Below are 18,056 nucleotides of genomic sequence, written 5' to 3'. Positions count from 1 at the left end.
GTCATGCGGATCCGCTGGCGAGGCGTCGAAACGGGGAGCACGGAGACGCTGGAGTTGTCCGTCGCGACGGGCGGCGTGGATGCGACATCGGTCGTGGAGAGCCCTGGTCGCGTGATCCGTTATGCCGCCCGGCTGACGGAGCGGTGGGAGTTCGCAGATCTAACGGTCGAGGACGACCGCGTCGGAACCCTGCGCCTGGCCCGATCGTCGGCGGGCGAATGGCGGGTGAACGACGTGCCGCGCCCCGACCTGAGTGGGGCGATCGACATCGACCTGTCCTTCAGCCCCTTCACGAACACGCTGCCGATCCGCCGCCTGGCGCTGAGACCCGGCGAGTCCCGGGACATCGTCACCGCCTACGTCACCGACGCGCTCGAGGTGCTGCCGGATCCGCAGCGCTACACGTGCCTCAGCCGAGAGCGCTACCTCTACGAGTCGCGGGACAGCGACTTCCGCCGGGAGATCCTCGTCGACGCCGCGGGGCTCGTGCTCGAGTACCCGGGACTGTTCGTGCGCGTGCGGGAGTAGCCCCGGAGCGGGATCCGTACGGCGTCTGACGCGACGAAGGCCCCCGTCGGTGACGGAGGCCTTGTCGGAGTGGAGGGGCTGACGGGAATCGAACCCGCGCTGTCTGCTTGGGAAGCAGAAGTTCTGCCATTGAACTACAGCCCCGTGCGTCGGTGACGCCTGGCCAGCATAACAAACGCCCACGGGATCCCGGATCCGCCCTGCCTCATCGCACGGTTTCCCTCCCCGCCGCGACTTTCCCTCCCCGCACGGGCGCCGACCGGGGGAGGGAAACAAGGTGAGGGGAGGGAAACGGAGTGAGGGGAGAACCCGCGAGGAGCCCGGGCAGGGGCGGGCGACGTTCGGGGTTTCCGGAATCATCCCCGGGGATCCCTGGAGTCATCCTCCAGAGGGATGCGACGAGGCACAGCCGCCGCATAGCGTCGAAGACATGATCACCGCAGAGGGCCTCACCAAGAGATACGGACCCAAGACCGCCGTCGACAACGTGTCGTTCACCGTGCGGCCGGGCACCGTCACCGGCTTCCTCGGGCCGAACGGCGCCGGCAAGTCGACCACGATGCGCATGATCGTCGGCTTGGACCGTCCGAGCGCGGGCCGCGTCACCGTGAACGGTCAGGAGTACCGCCGTCTGCACGCGCCCCTCACCGAGGTCGGCGTGCTGCTGGACGCCAAGGCGGTGCACACGGGCCGTTCCGCCCGCAACCACCTGCGCGCGCTCGCCGCCACGCACGGCCTGCCCTCCAAGCGCGTCGACGAGGTGATCGAGATCGCCGGCATCGGATCCGTCGCCCGCAAGCGCGCGGGCGGGTTCTCGCTCGGCATGGGGCAGCGCCTCGGCATCGCCGCGGCCCTGCTCGGCGACCCGCACACGCTGATCCTCGACGAGCCGGTCAACGGGCTCGACCCCGAGGGCGTGCTCTGGGTGCGCAACTTCGTGCGCCATGCCGCGTCGGAGGGGCGCACGGTACTGCTCTCCAGCCACCTCATGAGCGAGATGGCGCAGACCGCCGACCACATCATCGTGCTGGGCCGCGGCCAGGTGCTCGCGGACGCACCGATGTCCCAGCTCGTGCAGCAGTGGACCACCGCCCAGGTGCGCGTCCGCAGCCCCCGCGCCGCCGAGCTGGCGGATCTGCTCCTCGCCGCCGGCGCCGTGGTCAACGGCTCGGGGCACGACACGATCGACGTCACCGGCCCCGAGGCGTGGTGGATCGGCGACCTGGCAGCCGAGCGCGGCATCGCCCTGCACGAGCTCACCCCCACCAGCGGCTCGCTGGAGGACGCCTACCTCGCCCTCACCGGCGAGGCCGTCGAATACCGCACCCGCGCCGTGCCCGAAGCCGTCGCCCCGATCCCGGAGGTGGTCGCATGAGCGCCGTCGCCCCTACTGTCCCCGCCCTGCCGGGCCGGTTCCGTCTCAGCTTCCCGCGGAGCCTGCGCAGCGAGTGGATCAAGCTGACCACGCTGCGCTCGACCTGGTGGTCGATCGCGATCACCGCCGCGCTCACGATCGGCATCGCCGTGCTGATCGCATTCGCCCTCACCACCTCCGGTGAGGCACCGCGCGGGCTCAACGGCATCATGGCCGTGGTCACGCCGATCCAGTTCACCGCGCTGCTGGCCGGGATTCTGGGTGCGATCGCCGTCACCGGCGAGTACTCCACGGGCATGATCCGCTCCACGCTCACCGCCGACCCGCGCCGCGGGCGCGTGCTGGTGGCGAAGTCCGTGGTACTCGGGGTGTTCCTGTTCCTCGCGTCGCTGGTGATGTTCGTGGTCGCCGCCGTCCTCGTGTCGGCGATCCTCGGCGCGCACGGCCAGGGCCTCGAGTGGAGTGCGCCCGACAAGGTGATCCTGCCGCTGCTCGCCGCCGCCGCGACGATGGCGGTGTGCGCGCTGATCGGCGTCTCGTTCGGCTTCATGCTGCGCTCGGGCGCCGGTGCGATCGCTGCCACGGTCGGACTGCTGTTCGTGCTGCCGATCATGTCGAACTTCTTCGCCTTCGCCGGCGAGTCCTGGAAGTGGGTGCTCGACGCCGCGAACTACCTGCCGCTGTCGGCCGCGCAGAACGCGATCCTGCCCAGCGACACCGCGCCGATGTCCGCAGGCGTGGCGTTCCTCACCCTCGGCGCCTGGGTCGCCGCGGGCCTGCTCGGATCCTGGGTGGTGCTGCGCTCGCGCGACGCCTGACCCGCGGATCTGCCGACATCGCCCCCTTTCGCACTGTGCGGAGGGGGCGATGTCGTCTGCGGACGCCGCCGGAGGATGTGGTACCTGAGGACCACCCCGGGGCGGACCGGATCCTCCCCGAAGCGGATGTGCCGGCCTCGTGGTGCGCGGTTGGCTGAAGGTACGGCTCGTCGCAGCCCGCGGCAGTCGCGGTGCCCCTGCGCCCGCCCGTGATCGCCTGGAGGATCCGTGACCCCGCTGACCCGACTCAGCCTCGCCAACCGCGCCGTCGTGGCCCTGTTCACCGTTCTCATCGTCGGAGCGGGCCTGTGGGCCACCGGCAGCATGAAGCAGGAGCTGCTGCCGTCGATGTCGCAGCCCGCGGCGGTCGTCCTCGTGACGAAGCCCGGCGCCTCGGCCGAGACCCTCGACCACGACGTGGTCAAGCCGCTGTCCGATGCGCTCGGCGCCGTGACCGGGGTGGACGAAGTGCGCACGAGCACCTCGAGCGGCAGCGGGCAGCTGACCGTGAACTGGGCGTTCGGACGTGACGACACCAAGATCCTCGCCGATCTCAAGGCCGCGGCGTCCGCCGCCGGATCCGCCGCCGACGGCGTGCACACCGAGGTCTATGCGGGCAGCTCGGCCGACATCCCGGTGCAGAGCCTTGCGATCACCGGCGACGGCGACATCGGCGCATTGGCCGACCGGGTGGACAAGACCCTCGTCCCTGCCATCGAGCACGTCCCCGGCGTGCGGGCGGTGCAGGTGTCGGGTCGCGCCTCCGAGCGCGTGCTGGTGACCCTGGATCCGGCCAAGCTGTCGGCGCGGTCGATCGATGCTGCCGCCGTGTCGGGGCTGCTGCGCACCGCCGGCGTCGTGGTGCCGGCGGGCACCAGCAGCGACGGCACGCGGGCGATGGCGATCGAGGTCGGCCAGGAGGGCACCTCGATCGAGCGCCTGTCCGCGATGCCGATCCCGACGATGCAGGGGCCCGTGGCGCTGTCCGAGGTCGCCACCGTCGAGCTCGCTCCCGTCCCGCAGAGCACGATCTCGCGCTCCGATGGCCGTCCCGCGCTGAGCCTGACGATCACCAAGACGCCCGAGGCGAACGCCGTGCAGGTGTCGCACGGGGTGACCGCCGCGGTCGCGAAGGCCCTGCCCTCTCTGGGCGCGAATGCGGCGAGCTCGGTGCTGTTCGACCAGTCCACGATGATCGAGAAGTCGACCCATGACCTCGCCGTCGAGGGCGGTCTCGGGCTCGTGTTCGCGGTGCTCATCATCCTGGTCTTCCTGCTCTCGCCCCGGGCGACCGTGATCACGGCCGTGTCGATCCCGCTGTCGCTGCTGATCGCCGTGATCGGGCTGCGCATGGGCGGCTTCTCGTTCAACGTGTTCACTCTCGCCGCGTTGACTGTCGCGGTGGGCCGCGTGGTCGACGACTCGATCGTGGTGATCGAGAACATCGCGCGGCGACGCGGATCCGCACCGCTCACCCCTGCCGATGTGCTGGCCGCGGTGCGCCAGGTGGCCGGCGCCGTGACGGCGTCGACGCTGACGACGGTCGCGGTGTTCCTGCCGGTCGCCCTCGTCGGCGGCATGGCGGGGGAGTTGTTCCGGCCGTTCGCACTGACCGTGACGATCGCGCTGCTGGCCTCCCTGCTGGTGTCGCTGACGATCGTGCCCGTGCTCGCGTACTGGTTCCTGCGCCGTCCGAAGAGGGGCGCCGTCGCGGATGCCGAGGCCGCGGATGCCGAGCAGGCGGCGATGACCGCCGTCGAGAGCACGGATCCCACGGACGCCGCCGTAGCGGATCCGCATCAGGCCGGCACGTCGGGCGTGACCGCCGCGGGCGCTGATGCGGCGGCGCAGGATCCCGCCGAGCGCGTCACGCGCATGCAGCGGGCCTATCTGCCCTCGCTGCTGTTCGCGCTGCGCCGGCCGGTCACGGTCGTGCTGATCTCGGTGGTCGTGTTCGCCGGCACCATCGTGGCGGCGACCTTCCTGAAGACCGACATGCTCGGCAGCTTCGCCGACGAGCGCGCGGTGACCGTCACCCAGACGATGCCGCTGGACACCACGCTCGCCGTGTCGGACAAGGCCGCGACCGCGCTGGAGAAGAAGGTCCGCGATCTCGACGGGGTCGCCTCGTACCGCACCACGGCGGGTGAGCAGGGGGCGCCGGTCACGCTCGACATCGTGATCGCGCCGGATGCGGATCCCGAGGCCGTGCTGCCGCGGATCCGCAAGGCCGTCGCCGGGCTCCCGGAGGCCGACCGCATCACCGTCTCGACCCAGGCGACGCAGACCACGTCGTCCTCGATCGATGTGATCGTGAAGAGCCCCGATGACAAGGCGCTGGCGAGCGCCTCCGAGAAGCTCACGGCGGCTCTCGGCAAGGTGGACGGGATCGGCACGGTGAAGAGCGACCTCGCCGCGGATCTGCCCGTGCTGAAGGTGTCCGTCGACCCCGTGCGTGCGGCGGCGCAGGGCTTCACCACCGCCGAGGTGGGGGCGGCGATCTCCTCCGCCGTCCAGGGCGAGCGGCTCGGCTCCGTCAGCATCGACGGCACCGCCACGGATCTGGTGGTCCGTGCGCAGTCGACCGCGACGGACCCCGAGGCGGTCAAGGCGCTTACTCTGCCGATCTCGGCTCTGCAGGCCCAGAAGACGCAGAAGGACGCGGCGGATGCACTGCAGCGCGAGCAGGAGACGATGTCCGCCCAGGCGCGCACCGAGGCGGAGAACAAGGCCGATGAGCAGCTCTCCACGCTGTACGACGCCCGCTCCTCCGGGGCGGCGGACCTGGCCGCGCTGCGCGAGCAGCTCGCGCAGCTGCTCGCCTCGCCGCCGCCCGCCGACCCCCAGCCCGCGACCCAGGGTCAGCTCAGCGCACTCGAGTATCAGAAGCTCGTGCAGCAGCTCACCCAGGCCGTGGCCGGGGCCGAGAGCGGGCTGACGGGCCTCGACGAGCAGATCTCCGCGGCGCGCACCGCGATCGCCGACGGGTCGCGCCAGCAGGCCGAGACCGACCGGCTCACGCAGGCGCAGCGCGACCTCGAGCATCTGCGCGCGACGCCGATCCGCGTCGGCGACATCGCCGCCGTGGATGTGGTCTCGGCTCCCGCCACGATCACCCGGATCGACGGCGCTCGCGCGGTCACGATCTCGGCCACGCCCGCGGAGGGAGCCGACCTTTCCACGGCGTCGTACGGTGTGCAGACGGCGGTGGCGGGAGTCGACCTGCCAGCCGGCGTGAACCTGGACGAGGGCGGCGCCGCCGCTGAGCAGGCGCAGTCGTTCGGCGAGCTCGGGCTCGCGATGCTCGCCGCGATCGCCCTGGTATACATCGTGCTGGTGGCGACGTTCCGCTCCCTCGTGCAGCCGCTCCTCCTGCTGGTCTCGGTGCCGTTCGCGGCGACGGGGGCGATCGCGGGGCTCCTGATCACGGGGACCCCGCTCGGGATCCCGGCGCTCATCGGCATGCTCATGCTGATCGGCATCGTGGTCACGAACGCGATCGTGCTGATCGACCTCATCAACGAGTACCGCCGGAACGGCTCGGGACTCGACGATGCGGTCGTGCACGGCGCGCGCCTGCGCCTGCGGCCGATCATCATGACCGCGTGCGCGACGATCTTCGCGCTCATCCCGATGGCCCTCGGCATCACCGGCGGCGGGGCGTTCATCTCCCAGTCGCTCGCGATCGTGGTCATCGGCGGGCTGGTCTCGTCCACGGTGCTCACCCTGCTGCTGGTGCCCGCGCTGGTCGTGCTCTACGAGCGCCGCGGCGATCGCAGGCAGGCGCGCCGGGAGCGCCGCGAGGCCCGTCGCGAGCGCCGCAGCGCCGGCGTCGAGGTGTTCGAGAACGGACAGGATCCGGCGTCGTCCGAGGCGGAGACGGCCGCCGCGCTGCCGCTGAGCGCCGGCGAGCCCGCGTCACGCTCGTCGCGCACGACCGCGGACCGGGCGGCCTCGGCCGACCCGGAGGACCGTGGGAGACTGGCGACGTGACCGACGGCTCCGCGCGCGCCCTGGATCGCGCCGCGTCGCGCTGGCAGCGCCATCCGCACTGGGCCGACGCCCTCACGACGCTCAGCTGGGTCGTGCTGACGGTCGTGCCGATGCTCGGGACGGCCCCCGCGGAGGACCCGGTCGTCGTGCGGCCCGGCGGAGTCTGGGGCATCGGCCTGGGACTCGTGGTCGTGGCGATCGTCGCGACCGTGATGGTGCTGTTCCGCCGGCGCAACCCGATGCTGCTGTACCTCGTGACGCTGACGCTGCCGCTCGTACTGCTGCCGTTCTGGCTGGATGTGGGAGCGTTCGCCGTCGCCTACGCGGTCTTCGCGATCGCCGTGTACGACCGGATGTCCCGCGCGTGGATCGCCGGCGCGATCGCCTATGCGGTGACGCTGGCGCTGGGCGGTGTCCATCTGCTCACCGGGTTCGGCTTCGCACCGGTGAACCGTTCGGGCTCGCGACTGGATACGGCGTTGTCCTGGGCGGCGTTCGACCTGCTGCTGCTTCTGGTCGCACTGCTGTGGGGGCAGAACGCGGGAAACCGCCGCCGGTACGTGGCGGCGCTTGTGGAGCGGGCGCGGATCCTCGAGCACGAGCGTGATCAAGAGGCGCAGCTCGCCGCTCTCGCCGAGCGGTCGCGCATCGCCCGTGACGTGCACGACATCGTGTCCCATTCGCTGAGCGTGATCGTGCGGCTGGCCGACGGCACGAGGGCCGTCTTCGACGCGGATCCCGACCGAGCGCGCGAGGCGGTGGGCCAGATCGCCGGAGTGGCGCGTTCCTCCCTCGACGAGATGCGGCGGGCGATCGGGGTGCTCGAACGGACGAACGGGCAGGAATCGACGCGCAACGGCACGGGTCTGGACGACCTGCCGCGCCTCGCCGAGGTCTACCGGGGGATCGGGCTGCCGGTGCGGCTGGACCTCGACCTGGGGCGCGCGGAGCAGGCGGTCGGCACCGGATCCGCGTCCGGCGCTGCGCAGGGGGTCCCGGCGGGTCTGCAGATGACGGTGTTCCGGGTCGTGCAGGAATCCCTCACCAACGCGCTGCGGCACGCCGAGACGCCGACCCAGGTGAGGGTCGAGGTGCGGGTGACCGCCGAGGCCATCCACGCCGAGATCCGGGACGACGGCGCGACGACCCCGGTCGCGCCCGAGGGCGCCCGCGCAGGGCACAGTGCTCCGCCGGAGCGTGTGCGCATGGAGGGATCCGAGCCCACGGCGCCTTCCGGCCGCGTGGGCCGGGGCCTGCTCGGGATGCGCGAGCGTGCCGCCCTCTACGGCGGTGCGCTCGAGGCCGGACCGGCTGCGCCGCGGGGCTGGGTCGTGCGCCTGGCGTTGCCGAGGAGCGCGTCATGACCGCGATCCGGGTGCTCATCGCCGACGATCAGGCCCTGATCCGCGCCGGTCTTGCGATGGTGCTGGGCGCGCAGCCGGACATCGAGGTGGTGGGGGAGGCGCAGGACGGGATCGAGGCGGTGGCGCTCGCGACCGTGCACCGGCCCGACGTCGTGCTCATGGACGTGCAGATGCCCCGCAAGGACGGCCTGGAGGCGACCAGGGAGCTCGTGGCATCGGGCAGCGGGATCCGCGTCCTTGTGCTCACGACCTTCGATCTCGACGCCTATGCGTTCGGTGCGATCGACGCCGGCGCCAGCGGCTTCCTGCTCAAGGACTCGGATGCGGACGACATCGTCGCCGCGATCCGCGCCGTGGCCGCCGGCGACGCCGTGCTCGCACCAAGGGTCACCTCGGAACTGCTTCGGCGCTTCGGCGTGCTCAGCCGCGCCGCGGAGGACCCCGGCCGCCGCGCGAGGGACGACGACCGCGCCGCCGCCGCGGCGCGGCTGCAGGTGCTCACCGACCGTGAGCGCGAGGTCTTCGACGCACTGGTGCAGGGGCTGTCCAACGCCGAGATCGCGGAGAAGCTCTGGCTGAGCGAGTCCACGGTCAAGACCCATGTCGGCCGGGTGCTGCAGAAGCTCGGCATGCGTGATCGCGTGCTGGCGGTCGTCTTCGCGTTCCGCAACGGCCTGACCGACTCGCAGTGACGGCACCGACTACGCTGAAACCGTGCTGCTGAGCGACAGGGACATCAGGGCGGGGCTCGACGCGGGGCGGATCGGACTGGATCCGCTCGAACCGTCGATGATCCAGCCGTCGAGCATCGACGTGCGGCTGGACCGCTACTTCCGGCTGTTCGACAACCACAAGTACCCCTTCATCGACCCGGGCGAGGATCAGCCCGAGCTGACCAGGCTGATCGAGGTCGAACCGGATGAGCCGTTCGTGCTGCACCCCGGCGAGTTCGCGCTCGGCGCGACCTTCGAACAGGTCTCGCTCTCGGACGACGTGGCCGCGCGCCTGGAGGGGAAGTCGTCGCTGGGCCGCCTCGGACTCATCACGCACTCCACGGCCGGCTTCATCGACCCCGGCTTCACGGGCCACGTCACGCTCGAGCTCGCCAATGTCGCGACCCTGCCGATCAAGCTCTGGCCGGGCATGAAGATCGGTCAGCTGTGCTTCTTCCAGCTGTCCTCGCCGGCGGAGAACCCCTATGGATCCGGTACGTACGGCAACCGCTACCAGGGGCAGCGCGGCCCGACCGCCTCGCGCTCCTTCCAGAACTTCCATCGCACCGACGTCGGAGTCACCGACGCGGGATCCACCGGAGGCTGACATGACCGCGGACGAGACGGATCCGACCCGGGACGAACCGTCCTCCGCGCCCGCACCGCCCGGTACGTCGGTCGCGCCGACCCCGTCCGTCGTCCCTGAGCCGCCCGTCCACGATGCGCCCGAGCCCGGGCGTGCCGACGATCCGACGTCGCTCCCGCAGCCAGCACCGCTTCCTGGTGATGCCGATCCGGCGCCTGTGCCCGTGGAGAGCGAAGGGCTGGCGCGGATCCTCGCCGACCCCCAGATCGCGCCCGCCCGGGACGACGCCGAGCTCGCGCGACTGCTCGCCAGCCCTGAGGCGGCAGCGCCCGCGGAGGAGACTCCGGGCCTCGCCGCGATCCTGGCGGATCCCGACCCCGCGCTGTTCGGCGAGCCGGCCTCCGAGGCCCGGTCGGGCACAGAAGCCGCACCCGACACCGCGCAGACGACGGGGCACCCGTCGGCGCCGGGGGCCGCCGTGAGGCAGACCTGGGATTCCCGCCGCGACGCCAAGCCCCCGCGTGCCGACCCGACGCCCGCGGGCATGGTCCCCGCCCGCGACTCCGATCCGGTGCCGCCGACCGGACTGCCGCTTCCTGCGCTCCCGCCGGAGCGGCCAGGATCTCCGCCGTCGGCCCCCGAGGCGGGTAGAGGCGGCTACCCCGGCCTGGTGGCGCTGGTGTTCCTGATCCTCGTGGTGCTGCTGATCGGTGCGATCGTGCTGATCGCCGTGCTCATCGCGAACGCGGCCTGGCCGTTCCCGGTCGCCGCCGCGGTGCCGGCCGTGCTGCCGCTGCTCTGACAACCGCCGCGATCGAGCACGCCCGGATCCGATCCGGACGATCGGTCGGATCGGCCGGACGCACGGTCGGGCGCCGACCCCCGTCCTGCGCCAGGCTGGAAGCATGACCACCACCGCCCCTGTGCCCACGATCGCGGCTTCCGCCCCGCGCCGGCTGAACTACGGCGCCTTGCTCGCCATGATGGCGACGGCGTTCCTGCTCGTCACCGCTGAGTTCCTCCCCGGCGGCCTGCTCACCGACATCGCGGCCGAGATCGGCGTCACGCCCGGTCAGGCCGGGCAGATGGTCACCGTGACGGCGCTCGCCGGGCTCATCGTGGCTCCGACCATCGGCCTCATGCTGCCCCGCCTGGACCGCCGCTCCCTGCTGGTGTGGATGGCGATCGGCGCGGCCGTGTCGAACCTGATCGTCGCGGTCGCTCCGAACCTGCCGCTGCTGCTGGTCGCGCGCGTGCTGCTGGGCGCCGCGCTGAGTGGCTTCTGGTCGATGTCTGTCACGGTCGCCGCGCGGATCGCCGGGCCGGAGCGCCTGGGGCGGGCGATGATGTTCAACTCGGCGGGTGTGTCGCTCGCCACTGTGGCGGGTGTGCCGGCGGGCGTGCTGCTCAGCCAGGTGCTCGACTGGCGCGGGGTCTTCGGGATCGCCGCGGCGGCCAGCGCGGTGCTCGCCGTCCTGCTGCGTATCCTGCTCCCGAGCGTGCCCGCGGAGGGGGCCGCACGGCTGTCCACTCTGGTCGAGACGTTCCGCCGCCGCGGCATCGGCCTGGGCGTGGTGGGCCACGTGCTGGTGGTGCTCGGGCACTTCCTCGCCTATACGTACATCCGGGTCGCGCTCGAGCGCGTGCAGGAGGGCGGTGCCGCGATCACCGAGGGGACGATCATCCTGCTGCTCGCGCTGTTCGGCATCGGCGGCTTCATCGGCAACATCGCGATCGGCGTGATCGTCGACCGCCGCTATCGCACGCTCGCCGTGATCACCCCGCTCGTGATCGCCGGCGCGGTACTGCTGATGGACGCGATGACCGGATCCCTCTGGGCGATCGGCGTGGTGGCATTCGTCTGGGGATTCTTCTTCGCCTCGTGGCTGCTGATCGTGAACACCTGGATCGGGCACCGCATGCCGGACCGGCTCGAGGCGGGCGGAAGCCTCGTGGTCATGGGATTCCAGGCGGCGATCATGACCGCTGCCGGCGTCGGCGGCCTGCTGGTGGACGGCATCGGGATCGCCCAGGTCTACGTGATCGGCGCGGTCGTGCTCGTGGTCGGAGCGCTGCTGTTCGGGGTATCGAGCAGGATCAGCGCCCGCGCGGATCGCTGAGCGGAGCAGCGCGCCGCAATTCTGGAGGACGATGGCAACTCTGCAGGAGGATCCGGGCGGATCCGTCCTGAGAAGTCGCCATCGTCCTTTTTGCGGAATCACGGAAGCGTCCGGGCAGGAGCGGATGCGCCCGAGACGGATCCGGTCCGGGCGCGACAGCGAGCCGGACGTCGTCCGCGACCGCGCGGATCGCTGAGCGGAGCAGCGCACCGCAATTCCGCGGGCGCGTCAGGCGGTGCGAGCTTCGCGCCACGCCGTCGGGGTCTGACCCGTGCGGCGGCGGAAGGCGCGACTGAAGCCCTCGTCGGAGCTGTAGCCGAGGTCGCGGGAGATCTCGCTGACGAGGCAGCCGAGCACGAGCCGGTCCTGGGCGGCGCGCATCCGCACCTCGGTCACGTAGCTCGCGGGCGAGGTGCCGAAGGCGGCGCGGAAGCGTTCCGCGAACACCGTCCGCGACATGGCGCCGACGCTGGCGAGACCCTCGACGCTCCAGTCGTTGCCGGGTGCGGCATGGATCGCGTCGATCACCTTCTCCAGGAAGGGGTCGCTCGTGCGCGCCGGCCACCCCGCGGGGGCGCAGCCGTGCGCGGCCCAGGCGCGGATCACCGACGCGAGCACGGTGTTCGCCATCATGCGGCAGATCACGGCGTCGCCGTCGCGGCCGGCGGCTTCGAACGCGGCGGCGTCGACCGGCAGGGCCGTGAGATCGAGTCCGACCTGGGCGGCCAGCGCGGCCGCCGCCGGCTCATGGTGGGCGAAATCGCGCACGAGAGCCACGTCGGGCAGGGCGTTCGCGATGTGCGCCGCGTGCGGCACCAGCGTGAGGGTGGAGACGAGGATCCGGGTACCGGGATCGGTCTTCACCGACATCGGCACGCGTCCCGGCGTCAGCATGGCGTCGCCCCGCGCGAGGGACATCGGCTTGTCGCCGCAGCGGGTGTGCACGGCGCCGTCGATGACGTACACGATCGACAGCGCGTCGCGGTCCAGCGCGATGGTCTCGGCCGGATCCGGTGCGATCCGCACCTGCCGCATCAGCCGCACGTCGACAGCCGAGAGAAGGGCATCGACCGCGCCGCCGGTGGGCGGGATCGCGCCCGGCACGACGACGGCGGGCGTCGTCCTGTCCGGGGCGAGAAGTGTCATGTGGAAGGGAAACCGAGGCCGCGCGGCCTCTATTCCGGCGGCCGGCGGAGGAGACGGGTCCGGCCCCTGCCGCGTGCGCGGACAGGGGCCGGAAGGGGAAGCGGATCAGCCGTCGTGACGACTGCCGTGCAGGTGGATGTGGATCTGCTCCGGCGTGTGCCGGTGGAATCCGCCGCGCGGGCCCATGCCGTGCCGGTGCTCGCCGTGCCGGCGCTCGCCGTGCGAGTGCTCGCCGTGCTGACGCTCGCCGTGCCGGTGCTCGCCGTGCCGGCGCTCGCCGTGCGAGTGCTCGCCGTGCTGGTGCTCGCCGTGCGAGTGCTCGCCGTGCTGACGTTCACCGTCGGCGTGTCCGTCGCAACGGCGCTGGTGGCGGGCGTGCTCCTGACGGAGGTGCTCGCGCTGCAGCCACTCGCGGCCGAAGCCGGGGTGGTCGGCGAACCGGCCGAAGCCGGGGCGCTCGCCGAAGCCCGGACGCTCGCCGCCGGCGAAGCGCTCGCCGCGTCCGAAGCCGGCCTCGCCGTGTCCGAACCCGGCCTCGTGGCGGTGCTCACCGTGGCTGCGGCGGTGGTCGCCGTATCCGCGGTGGTGCCTGCGGTGGCCACGGCCGTGGCCGCCCTCGCGGCGCTCGCCGGCGCGACGACGAGGCAGGCGAGTGCCCTCCTCGTAGCCGAGGCTGCGGGCGAGCTTCTCGAGGGAGCCCGTCATCGTGGCGAACTCGTCGGGCTCGAGGGCACCGGCGACCTGCGCGCGGATCTCCTCGACGGCGGTGGTCAGGCGAGCCTTGGCGGCCGTGCCGTCCGTGGTGAGCGCCCAGCCTTCAGCGCCGGGCTCGACCCAGCCGAGCGCGACCAGGCGGCGAACCTTGCCGGCCGGAAGCTCGCGGCCCGTCGGAACGGTGCCGTCGATGACGTTGAGGATCCGCCAGTCGCGGCGGGTGATCCCCTCGTCCTCGAACGCGGTGGCGAACTTGGCCGCCATCAGGCGGTCGACGGCGGTGATCCAGAAGCCGAACGGGCGGCTCCGGTCAGTGGGCGTGTTCTGTGTGTTGTTCTCTGCGGTGTTCATGCGAAGTCCTTCAGGTCTCGGGGCGATGACCGGCTGCTCGGCGCCGTTCGCGGCGGGGCTGCCTCTCCGGACTCTCCGGATCCATGTCATCTGCCATGTATATGCAGTGTGACATGCAATCCGGATCCATGTCAAGTCGCATGTAAAATCGGAGCATGCCTCACGATGCCGAGAACCCGGATCCCCTCGACGCGATCGTCGCGGCGCTCGGCCTACTGCGCGGTCGGGGCCTGCGCCCGCCGCGCGAGCATCGGCACGGGATGCACGATCCCGACTTCGGGCATGGTGGCGACGGATTCCGCGGCCGCGGCGGTCCGCACGTGCGCGGCGCGCACGGAGCCGCGCACGGGGATCCGCTCGCGCGCGGGGCGGGGCCGTGGGGCGGTGCTCGCGGCGAGGCGCCTGCGCGGCTGCGCATGCTCGAGGCGCTGGCCCAGGGCCCGCTCAGCGTGAGCGCGCTGGGTGAGGCGATCGGCGTGGATCAGCCGCGCGCATCGCGCCTCGTGCAGCAGGGTGTGGAACGAGGCTGGCTGCTTCGCGAGGCGGACCCGGACGACGCCCGTCGCACCCGCATCGTGCTCACCGACGAGGGGCGGCGGATGGGCCGCGGCATCCGCGGCGACCGGCGCGAGGCGTTGCGAACGGCGATGTCGGCGCTGACGGCCGAGGAGCAGGCCGAGTTCGCCCGCCTGCTGGCCAAGGTCGCCGCCAACTGGCGCTGAGCGGCCGGTCTGTCGCTCAGGGCGCGGCGACCCCGCAGGGTCTCGCGGGGTCCGGCGGGTTCGGCGGGGCTATGCGACCGCTCCGCCGCGAGCCGAATCCGCTTCGGCCGGATCCGCTTCAGGTCGCACTTTCTGCTCTTCGGAGCCGCCGTTCGGCGCAGAAAGTGCGACCTGAGTGGAGAGAGTGCGACCTGAGTGGAGAGAGTGCGACCTGAGTGGAGAGAGTGCGACCTGAACTGGCCGGGCGGAGGTCCGGGCCGCCGGATGTGCTCTGCCGAGATCGGGCCTGGGGCGCGTCGATCGAGGCATCCTTCCTCGGCCCAGGGCTGACGGCTCGGCAGGTTAGCGTGGCTGTATGCGTTTCACTGCCTTTGCGGCGTACTCGGCGGGGGTGGGCATGGCGGCCGAAGTCATCCCCGAGATGCAGAACAGCGACTACGAGTCCGGGATCGTCCAGATCTGCGACGAGGCCTGGCATATCCGTACCGCGCGTAACACTCCGACCAAGCCGGGCGCCTTCGTCGCGTTCTGGCAACGAGACGCTGAGGGGAGCACGGCGCCGTTCGGCGAGGACGATCCCGCTGCGGGTCTGCTCGTCTTCGTGGAGCAGCAGGGTCGGAGAGGGGTGTTCCGGTTCACCGGCGCGCATCTCACGGAGCTCGGCATCACGGCGGGAAGGCGGCCGGGCAAGCGTGGCTTCCGGGTGTATCCGAGCTGGTGCGCGGGCTTGAACGTCCAGGCCACGGCCACGCAACGTGCTCAAGCGCCCGCGTTCCAGGAGTTCTGAGCTCAGGTGGTGCTGGTGAGCCGATGGGTTGCGGCGGGCGATACGGCCTAGCGCGAGAGGTGGACGCTGCGCCGCGTCTCCTTCACCGGCAGGAGCAGGAGGAGGCCGGCGAGCAGCACCGCCACGATTCCGAGGATCCCGAACTTCGTGTTGCCGGTCAGCAGGATCAGCACCGTCCAGGCGCCCTGGGCGATCCAGCTCGCCGCCCGCCCCGTCGTGGCGTAGAGGCCGAAGACCTCGCCCTCGCGGCCGGCCGGGGTGACCCGGGCCAGGAACGACCGCCCTGCCGACTGCGCGGGTCCCACGAACGCGCACAGGATCAGGCCGCCGATCCAGTAGGCGATCCGCCCGGTGTCGACCAGGGCGAACACCGCGATGCCCGCGACGCACATGCAGGCGAGCGAGATGAGGATCAGCCGCTTCGGGCCCCAGCGGTCATCGAGACGCCCGGCCAGGATCGTGGACACGCCCGCGATGAGGTTCGCGGCGACGCCGAAGATCACCAGCTCGATGAACTTGAAGCCGAAGACCGTGCTCGCGATCACGGCGCCGAACGTGAAGACCGCGCCCAGGCCGTCGCGGAACACCGCGCTCGCAACCAGGAACCAGAACGTGGTGCGTGTGCTCGGGTTGCGGTAGAGCCCGATCACGTCCTTCACGAGCAGCGCGTACGACGCGAAGAAGCCGACCTTCCGGTCCGCCCGTCCCAGCGACGGCTCCGGCACGTTCAGGAAGATCGGGATCGAGAAGGCGATCGCCCACACCGCGCAGCCGACGGCGATGATGCGGAACGGCAGACCGCCGTCTGCGGAGAGCCCGAACCAGTCCGCCATGTAGAACACGATCACCAGCACGAGCGCGACGATGCCGCCCAGATAGCCGAAGCCCCAGCCGAGGCCCGAGATTCGTCCGACCGTCTTCGAATTCGCGATCGAGATGAGCATCGCGTTCGAGTTCACCGAGGCGATCTCGCTGAACACGACGCCGGCAGAGATCAGCGCGACGCCCAGCCAGAACAGAGACGGCGTCGGGGTGACGAACCAGAGCCCGAGCATGCACAGGATCAGGGCGCCGGTGCCGATGCCGAGCCACAGCTTCTGGCGGCCGGCCGCGTCGGCACGCTGTCCGAGCACGGGCGCGAGCAGCAGGATCGCGAAGCCGGCGATGGTACCGCCGAGCCCGAGGCCGCTCGTGAGCTCGGCGATGCCGGCGACCTTGGCCGGGTCCTTGTCGGCCAGCGAGGCGAGGTCGGCCGGCAGGAATGCGTCGGACGTCAGATACAGCGCGGTGAAGATGAAGGTCAGGATCACCGAGTGGAACGGCTGCGTCGCCCAATCCCAGAGCGCCCAGGAGTAGATCTGCTTCTTCGGCGCCGGCTCGTCGCCGCGCAGCTCGAGGCCCACCACCGCGACGGCTCCGCTGTTCGCGGTCGCCTGGGGTTCGGGATGATCGCCGTTGCTCATGCAGGAAGTCTCGTGGGTGGGGGTGAACGAGAGGTAGCGGCGCGCCGATGCGCGATCCGCGGTCCTGTCGGCTCACTTCTGGTCGGTGGACTCCGTTCCGAACTCAGTCGATCCGGTTGATTCGAGTGCCTGATGCGGCGTAGCGGGCAGAATCGACTGAGTTCGAGACGCCGGACCGCGCCTCAGCGGTGAGGCGCCCGTGGCACGATGAACCCATGACGGGTCGAGTGGTCGCGGTTTCTACCAGCCCGGTGCACGGGTTCAGCAAATCCACGCAGGGCGAGATCGCACTGGTCGAGGGCGTGGGGGTCGCCGGCGATGCCCACGCCGGTCCCACGGTGCAGCACCGCTCGCGGGTCGCCGTGGATCCCTCGCAGCCGAACCTCCGTCAGGTGCACTTGATCCATGAGGAGCTCTTCGGCGACCTGGGTGCGGCGGGCTACGAGGTGGCGTCGGGGCAGCTGGGCGAGAACATCACGACCGGCGATGTGGATCTGCTGGCTCTGCCGGTCGGGACGAGGCTGCACATCGGATCCGAAGCGGTGGTCACCGTGACCGGGTTGCGCAATCCGTGCCAGCAGATCAACGACTTCCGGTCCGGGCTGCTGAAGCGGCTCGTGCATGCCGACGGTGAGGGCTCCGTGGTGCGGCTGGCCGGGGTGATGGGCATCGTCTCACGCGGTGGATCCGTGGTCCCCGGAGATGTGATCGAGGTCGAATTGCCGTCCCCGCCGCACTTTCCACTGACCCGGGTCTGATCGCCCGTGCTGCCCGTAGTGCTCGTGGAGGGGGACAGCGACAGGCTGGCCCTGATCGCCGCGGCAGAGCTGCGCGGCGACGGTGTCCGGGCGGAGGTGGTCTCGCTCGGTGGCATCACGAATCTGCGCTCCCGGCTCGCCCGGCGGGATCCGGCGGTGCCGGTGCTCGGCCTCTACGACGCGGCCGAGCTGCGCTACGTGCTGGGCGCCCTCATCGCAGTGGGGCTGCTGCCCGACGGCGAGACGGACCCGGCCGCCGTGACGCGCGTCGGCTTCTTCGGCTGCGATCGGGACCTCGAGGACGAGGTGATCCGCGCTGCCGGATCCGATCTGGTGCTGGAGACGCTGGCGACGCGTGGCGAGCTCGCGCTGTTCCGGGTGTTCCAGGGTCAGCCCGCACAGCGGGTCCGCTCGATCGAGGCGCAGCTGCACCGCTTCGCCGGCACCGCGAGCGGCCGCAAGACGCGGTTCGCGGCCGATGTCGTCGCGGCTCTCCCGATCGATCGGATCCCGGGTCCGCTCGTGGCGCTGCTCGACGCGGTCGCGGAGGTCGTGGCGCGGGCCTGACGCCGTGAAGCCGCGGATGACCGACCGGATCCGGTGGATCTGCGGGCGGGC

16 protein-coding genes and 1 tRNA gene are annotated in these 18,056 nt (G+C 71.5%); 13 read left to right on the top strand and 4 right to left on the bottom strand.

Annotated features, from left to right (window positions below):
• Positions 1 to 3 precede the first annotated feature (3 nt).
• Positions 4 to 528, top strand: a complete 525-nt coding sequence (locus tag ACTJI8_RS06135) for a putative glycolipid-binding domain-containing protein (RefSeq protein WP_440732537.1) — start codon at positions 4 to 6, stop codon at positions 526 to 528.
• A 70-nt stretch (positions 529 to 598) separates the two neighbouring features.
• Here the strand turns inward: ACTJI8_RS06135 and ACTJI8_RS06130 are convergent.
• Positions 599 to 672, bottom strand: a tRNA-Gly gene (locus ACTJI8_RS06130).
• 286 nt (positions 673 to 958) lie between these two features.
• Here ACTJI8_RS06130 and ACTJI8_RS06125 point away from each other — a divergent pair.
• The 8 genes from ACTJI8_RS06125 to ACTJI8_RS06090 all read left to right on the top strand — a co-directional run bounded on the left by ACTJI8_RS06125 (position 959) and on the right by ACTJI8_RS06090 (position 11,497).
• Positions 959 to 1,903 carry an ABC transporter ATP-binding protein gene (locus ACTJI8_RS06125; RefSeq protein ID WP_440732536.1) on the top strand — a complete coding sequence of 315 codons (945 nt, stop codon included), beginning with the start codon at positions 959 to 961 and terminating at the stop codon, positions 1,901 to 1,903.
• Positions 1,900 to 2,721: an ABC transporter permease gene (locus tag ACTJI8_RS06120; RefSeq protein WP_440732535.1), complete on the top strand. Its 822-nt coding sequence runs from the start codon at positions 1,900 to 1,902 to the stop codon at positions 2,719 to 2,721. The genes ACTJI8_RS06125 and ACTJI8_RS06120 overlap by 4 nt, the downstream gene beginning before the upstream one ends.
• Before the next feature lie 228 nt (positions 2,722 to 2,949).
• Entirely contained in the window at positions 2,950 to 6,714 is a 3,765-nt protein-coding gene (locus ACTJI8_RS06115; protein ID WP_440732534.1) for an efflux RND transporter permease subunit, read from the top strand.
• Positions 6,711 to 8,078: a sensor histidine kinase gene (locus ACTJI8_RS06110; RefSeq protein WP_440732533.1), complete on the top strand. Its 1,368-nt coding sequence runs from the start codon at positions 6,711 to 6,713 to the stop codon at positions 8,076 to 8,078. The genes ACTJI8_RS06115 and ACTJI8_RS06110 overlap by 4 nt, the downstream gene beginning before the upstream one ends.
• Positions 8,075 to 8,770 (top strand): response regulator, encoded by a 696-nt coding sequence (locus ACTJI8_RS06105; protein ID WP_440732532.1) that lies wholly within the window; start codon positions 8,075 to 8,077, stop codon positions 8,768 to 8,770. Before ACTJI8_RS06110 ends, ACTJI8_RS06105 begins: the two co-directional genes overlap by 4 nt.
• A gap of 22 nt (positions 8,771 to 8,792) precedes the next feature.
• Entirely contained in the window at positions 8,793 to 9,398 is a 606-nt protein-coding gene (gene dcd / locus ACTJI8_RS06100; RefSeq protein ID WP_440732531.1) for a dCTP deaminase, read from the top strand.
• Position 9,399: 1 nt separating this feature from the next.
• The gene (locus tag ACTJI8_RS06095) at positions 9,400 to 10,179 is read left to right on the top strand and encodes a hypothetical protein (protein ID WP_440732530.1); all 780 of its coding nucleotides are present in this window, start codon (positions 9,400 to 9,402) and stop codon (positions 10,177 to 10,179) included.
• A 103-nt stretch (positions 10,180 to 10,282) separates the two neighbouring features.
• Positions 10,283 to 11,497 carry an MFS transporter gene (locus ACTJI8_RS06090; RefSeq protein ID WP_440732529.1) on the top strand — a complete coding sequence of 405 codons (1,215 nt, stop codon included), beginning with the start codon at positions 10,283 to 10,285 and terminating at the stop codon, positions 11,495 to 11,497.
• A 228-nt stretch (positions 11,498 to 11,725) separates the two neighbouring features.
• Here ACTJI8_RS06090 and ACTJI8_RS06085 read toward each other — a convergent pair whose 3' ends face one another.
• Together ACTJI8_RS06085 and ACTJI8_RS06080 are read right to left on the bottom strand one after the other, a co-directional pair.
• Positions 11,726 to 12,643, bottom strand: a complete 918-nt coding sequence (locus ACTJI8_RS06085) for a helix-turn-helix transcriptional regulator (RefSeq protein ID WP_440732528.1) — start codon at positions 12,641 to 12,643, stop codon at positions 11,726 to 11,728.
• A gap of 105 nt (positions 12,644 to 12,748) precedes the next feature.
• Entirely contained in the window at positions 12,749 to 13,708 is a 960-nt protein-coding gene (locus tag ACTJI8_RS06080; RefSeq protein WP_440732527.1) for a hypothetical protein, read from the bottom strand.
• A 155-nt stretch (positions 13,709 to 13,863) separates the two neighbouring features.
• Here ACTJI8_RS06080 and ACTJI8_RS06075 point away from each other — a divergent pair, with 155 nt between their 5' ends.
• Both ACTJI8_RS06075 and ACTJI8_RS06070 read left to right on the top strand, forming a co-directional pair.
• On the top strand, positions 13,864 to 14,430 hold the full coding sequence (locus ACTJI8_RS06075; protein WP_440732526.1) for a MarR family winged helix-turn-helix transcriptional regulator: 567 nt from the start codon (positions 13,864 to 13,866) through the stop codon (positions 14,428 to 14,430).
• A gap of 355 nt (positions 14,431 to 14,785) precedes the next feature.
• The gene (locus ACTJI8_RS06070; protein WP_440732525.1) at positions 14,786 to 15,217 is read left to right on the top strand and encodes a MepB family protein; all 432 of its coding nucleotides are present in this window, start codon (positions 14,786 to 14,788) and stop codon (positions 15,215 to 15,217) included.
• Positions 15,218 to 15,264: 47 nt separating this feature from the next.
• Here ACTJI8_RS06070 and ACTJI8_RS06065 read toward each other — a convergent pair whose 3' ends face one another.
• Positions 15,265 to 16,680 carry an MFS transporter gene (locus ACTJI8_RS06065; protein WP_440732524.1) on the bottom strand — a complete coding sequence of 472 codons (1,416 nt, stop codon included), beginning with the start codon at positions 16,678 to 16,680 and terminating at the stop codon, positions 15,265 to 15,267.
• Positions 16,681 to 16,895: 215 nt separating this feature from the next.
• Between ACTJI8_RS06065 and ACTJI8_RS06060 the strand changes: the two genes are divergently transcribed.
• Complete coding sequence (locus tag ACTJI8_RS06060) at positions 16,896 to 17,438, top strand: MOSC domain-containing protein (protein ID WP_440732523.1); 543 nt, start codon at positions 16,896 to 16,898, stop codon at positions 17,436 to 17,438.
• 6 nt (positions 17,439 to 17,444) lie between these two features.
• Positions 17,445 to 18,005, top strand: a complete 561-nt coding sequence (locus tag ACTJI8_RS06055) for an ATP-dependent endonuclease (protein WP_440732522.1) — start codon at positions 17,445 to 17,447, stop codon at positions 18,003 to 18,005.
• Positions 18,006 to 18,056 lie beyond the last annotated feature (51 nt).

Source organism: Microbacterium sp. 22303 (assembly GCF_052045265.1).
In the GTDB taxonomy this organism is placed as follows: Bacteria; Actinomycetota; Actinomycetes; order Actinomycetales; family Microbacteriaceae; genus Microbacterium.
This window is presented reverse-complemented; position numbering and strand designations above follow the sequence as displayed.

What these genes read in the sequence shown, in the direction of transcription:
- ACTJI8_RS06120 (WP_440732535.1), top strand. Translation starts at nt 1,900, where the DNA reads ATGAGCGCCGTCGCCCCTACTGTCCCCGCCCTGCCGGGCCGGTTCCGT.
- ACTJI8_RS06075 (WP_440732526.1), top strand. Translation starts at nt 13,864, where the DNA reads ATGCCTCACGATGCCGAGAACCCGGATCCCCTCGACGCGATCGTCGCG.
- ACTJI8_RS06065 (WP_440732524.1), bottom strand. Translation starts at nt 16,680, where the DNA reads ATGAGCAACGGCGATCATCCCGAACCCCAGGCGACCGCGAACAGCGGA.
- ACTJI8_RS06135 (WP_440732537.1), top strand. Translation starts at nt 4, where the DNA reads ATGCGGATCCGCTGGCGAGGCGTCGAAACGGGGAGCACGGAGACGCTG.
- ACTJI8_RS06070 (WP_440732525.1), top strand. Translation starts at nt 14,786, where the DNA reads ATGCGTTTCACTGCCTTTGCGGCGTACTCGGCGGGGGTGGGCATGGCG.
- ACTJI8_RS06105 (WP_440732532.1), top strand. Translation starts at nt 8,075, where the DNA reads ATGACCGCGATCCGGGTGCTCATCGCCGACGATCAGGCCCTGATCCGC.
- ACTJI8_RS06060 (WP_440732523.1), top strand. Translation starts at nt 16,896, where the DNA reads ATGACGGGTCGAGTGGTCGCGGTTTCTACCAGCCCGGTGCACGGGTTC.
- ACTJI8_RS06095 (WP_440732530.1), top strand. Translation starts at nt 9,400, where the DNA reads ATGACCGCGGACGAGACGGATCCGACCCGGGACGAACCGTCCTCCGCG.
- ACTJI8_RS06085 (WP_440732528.1), bottom strand. Translation starts at nt 12,643, where the DNA reads ATGACACTTCTCGCCCCGGACAGGACGACGCCCGCCGTCGTCGTGCCG.
- ACTJI8_RS06090 (WP_440732529.1), top strand. Translation starts at nt 10,283, where the DNA reads ATGACCACCACCGCCCCTGTGCCCACGATCGCGGCTTCCGCCCCGCGC.
- ACTJI8_RS06080 (WP_440732527.1), bottom strand. Translation starts at nt 13,708, where the DNA reads ATGAACACCGCAGAGAACAACACACAGAACACGCCCACTGACCGGAGC.
- ACTJI8_RS06125 (WP_440732536.1), top strand. Translation starts at nt 959, where the DNA reads ATGATCACCGCAGAGGGCCTCACCAAGAGATACGGACCCAAGACCGCC.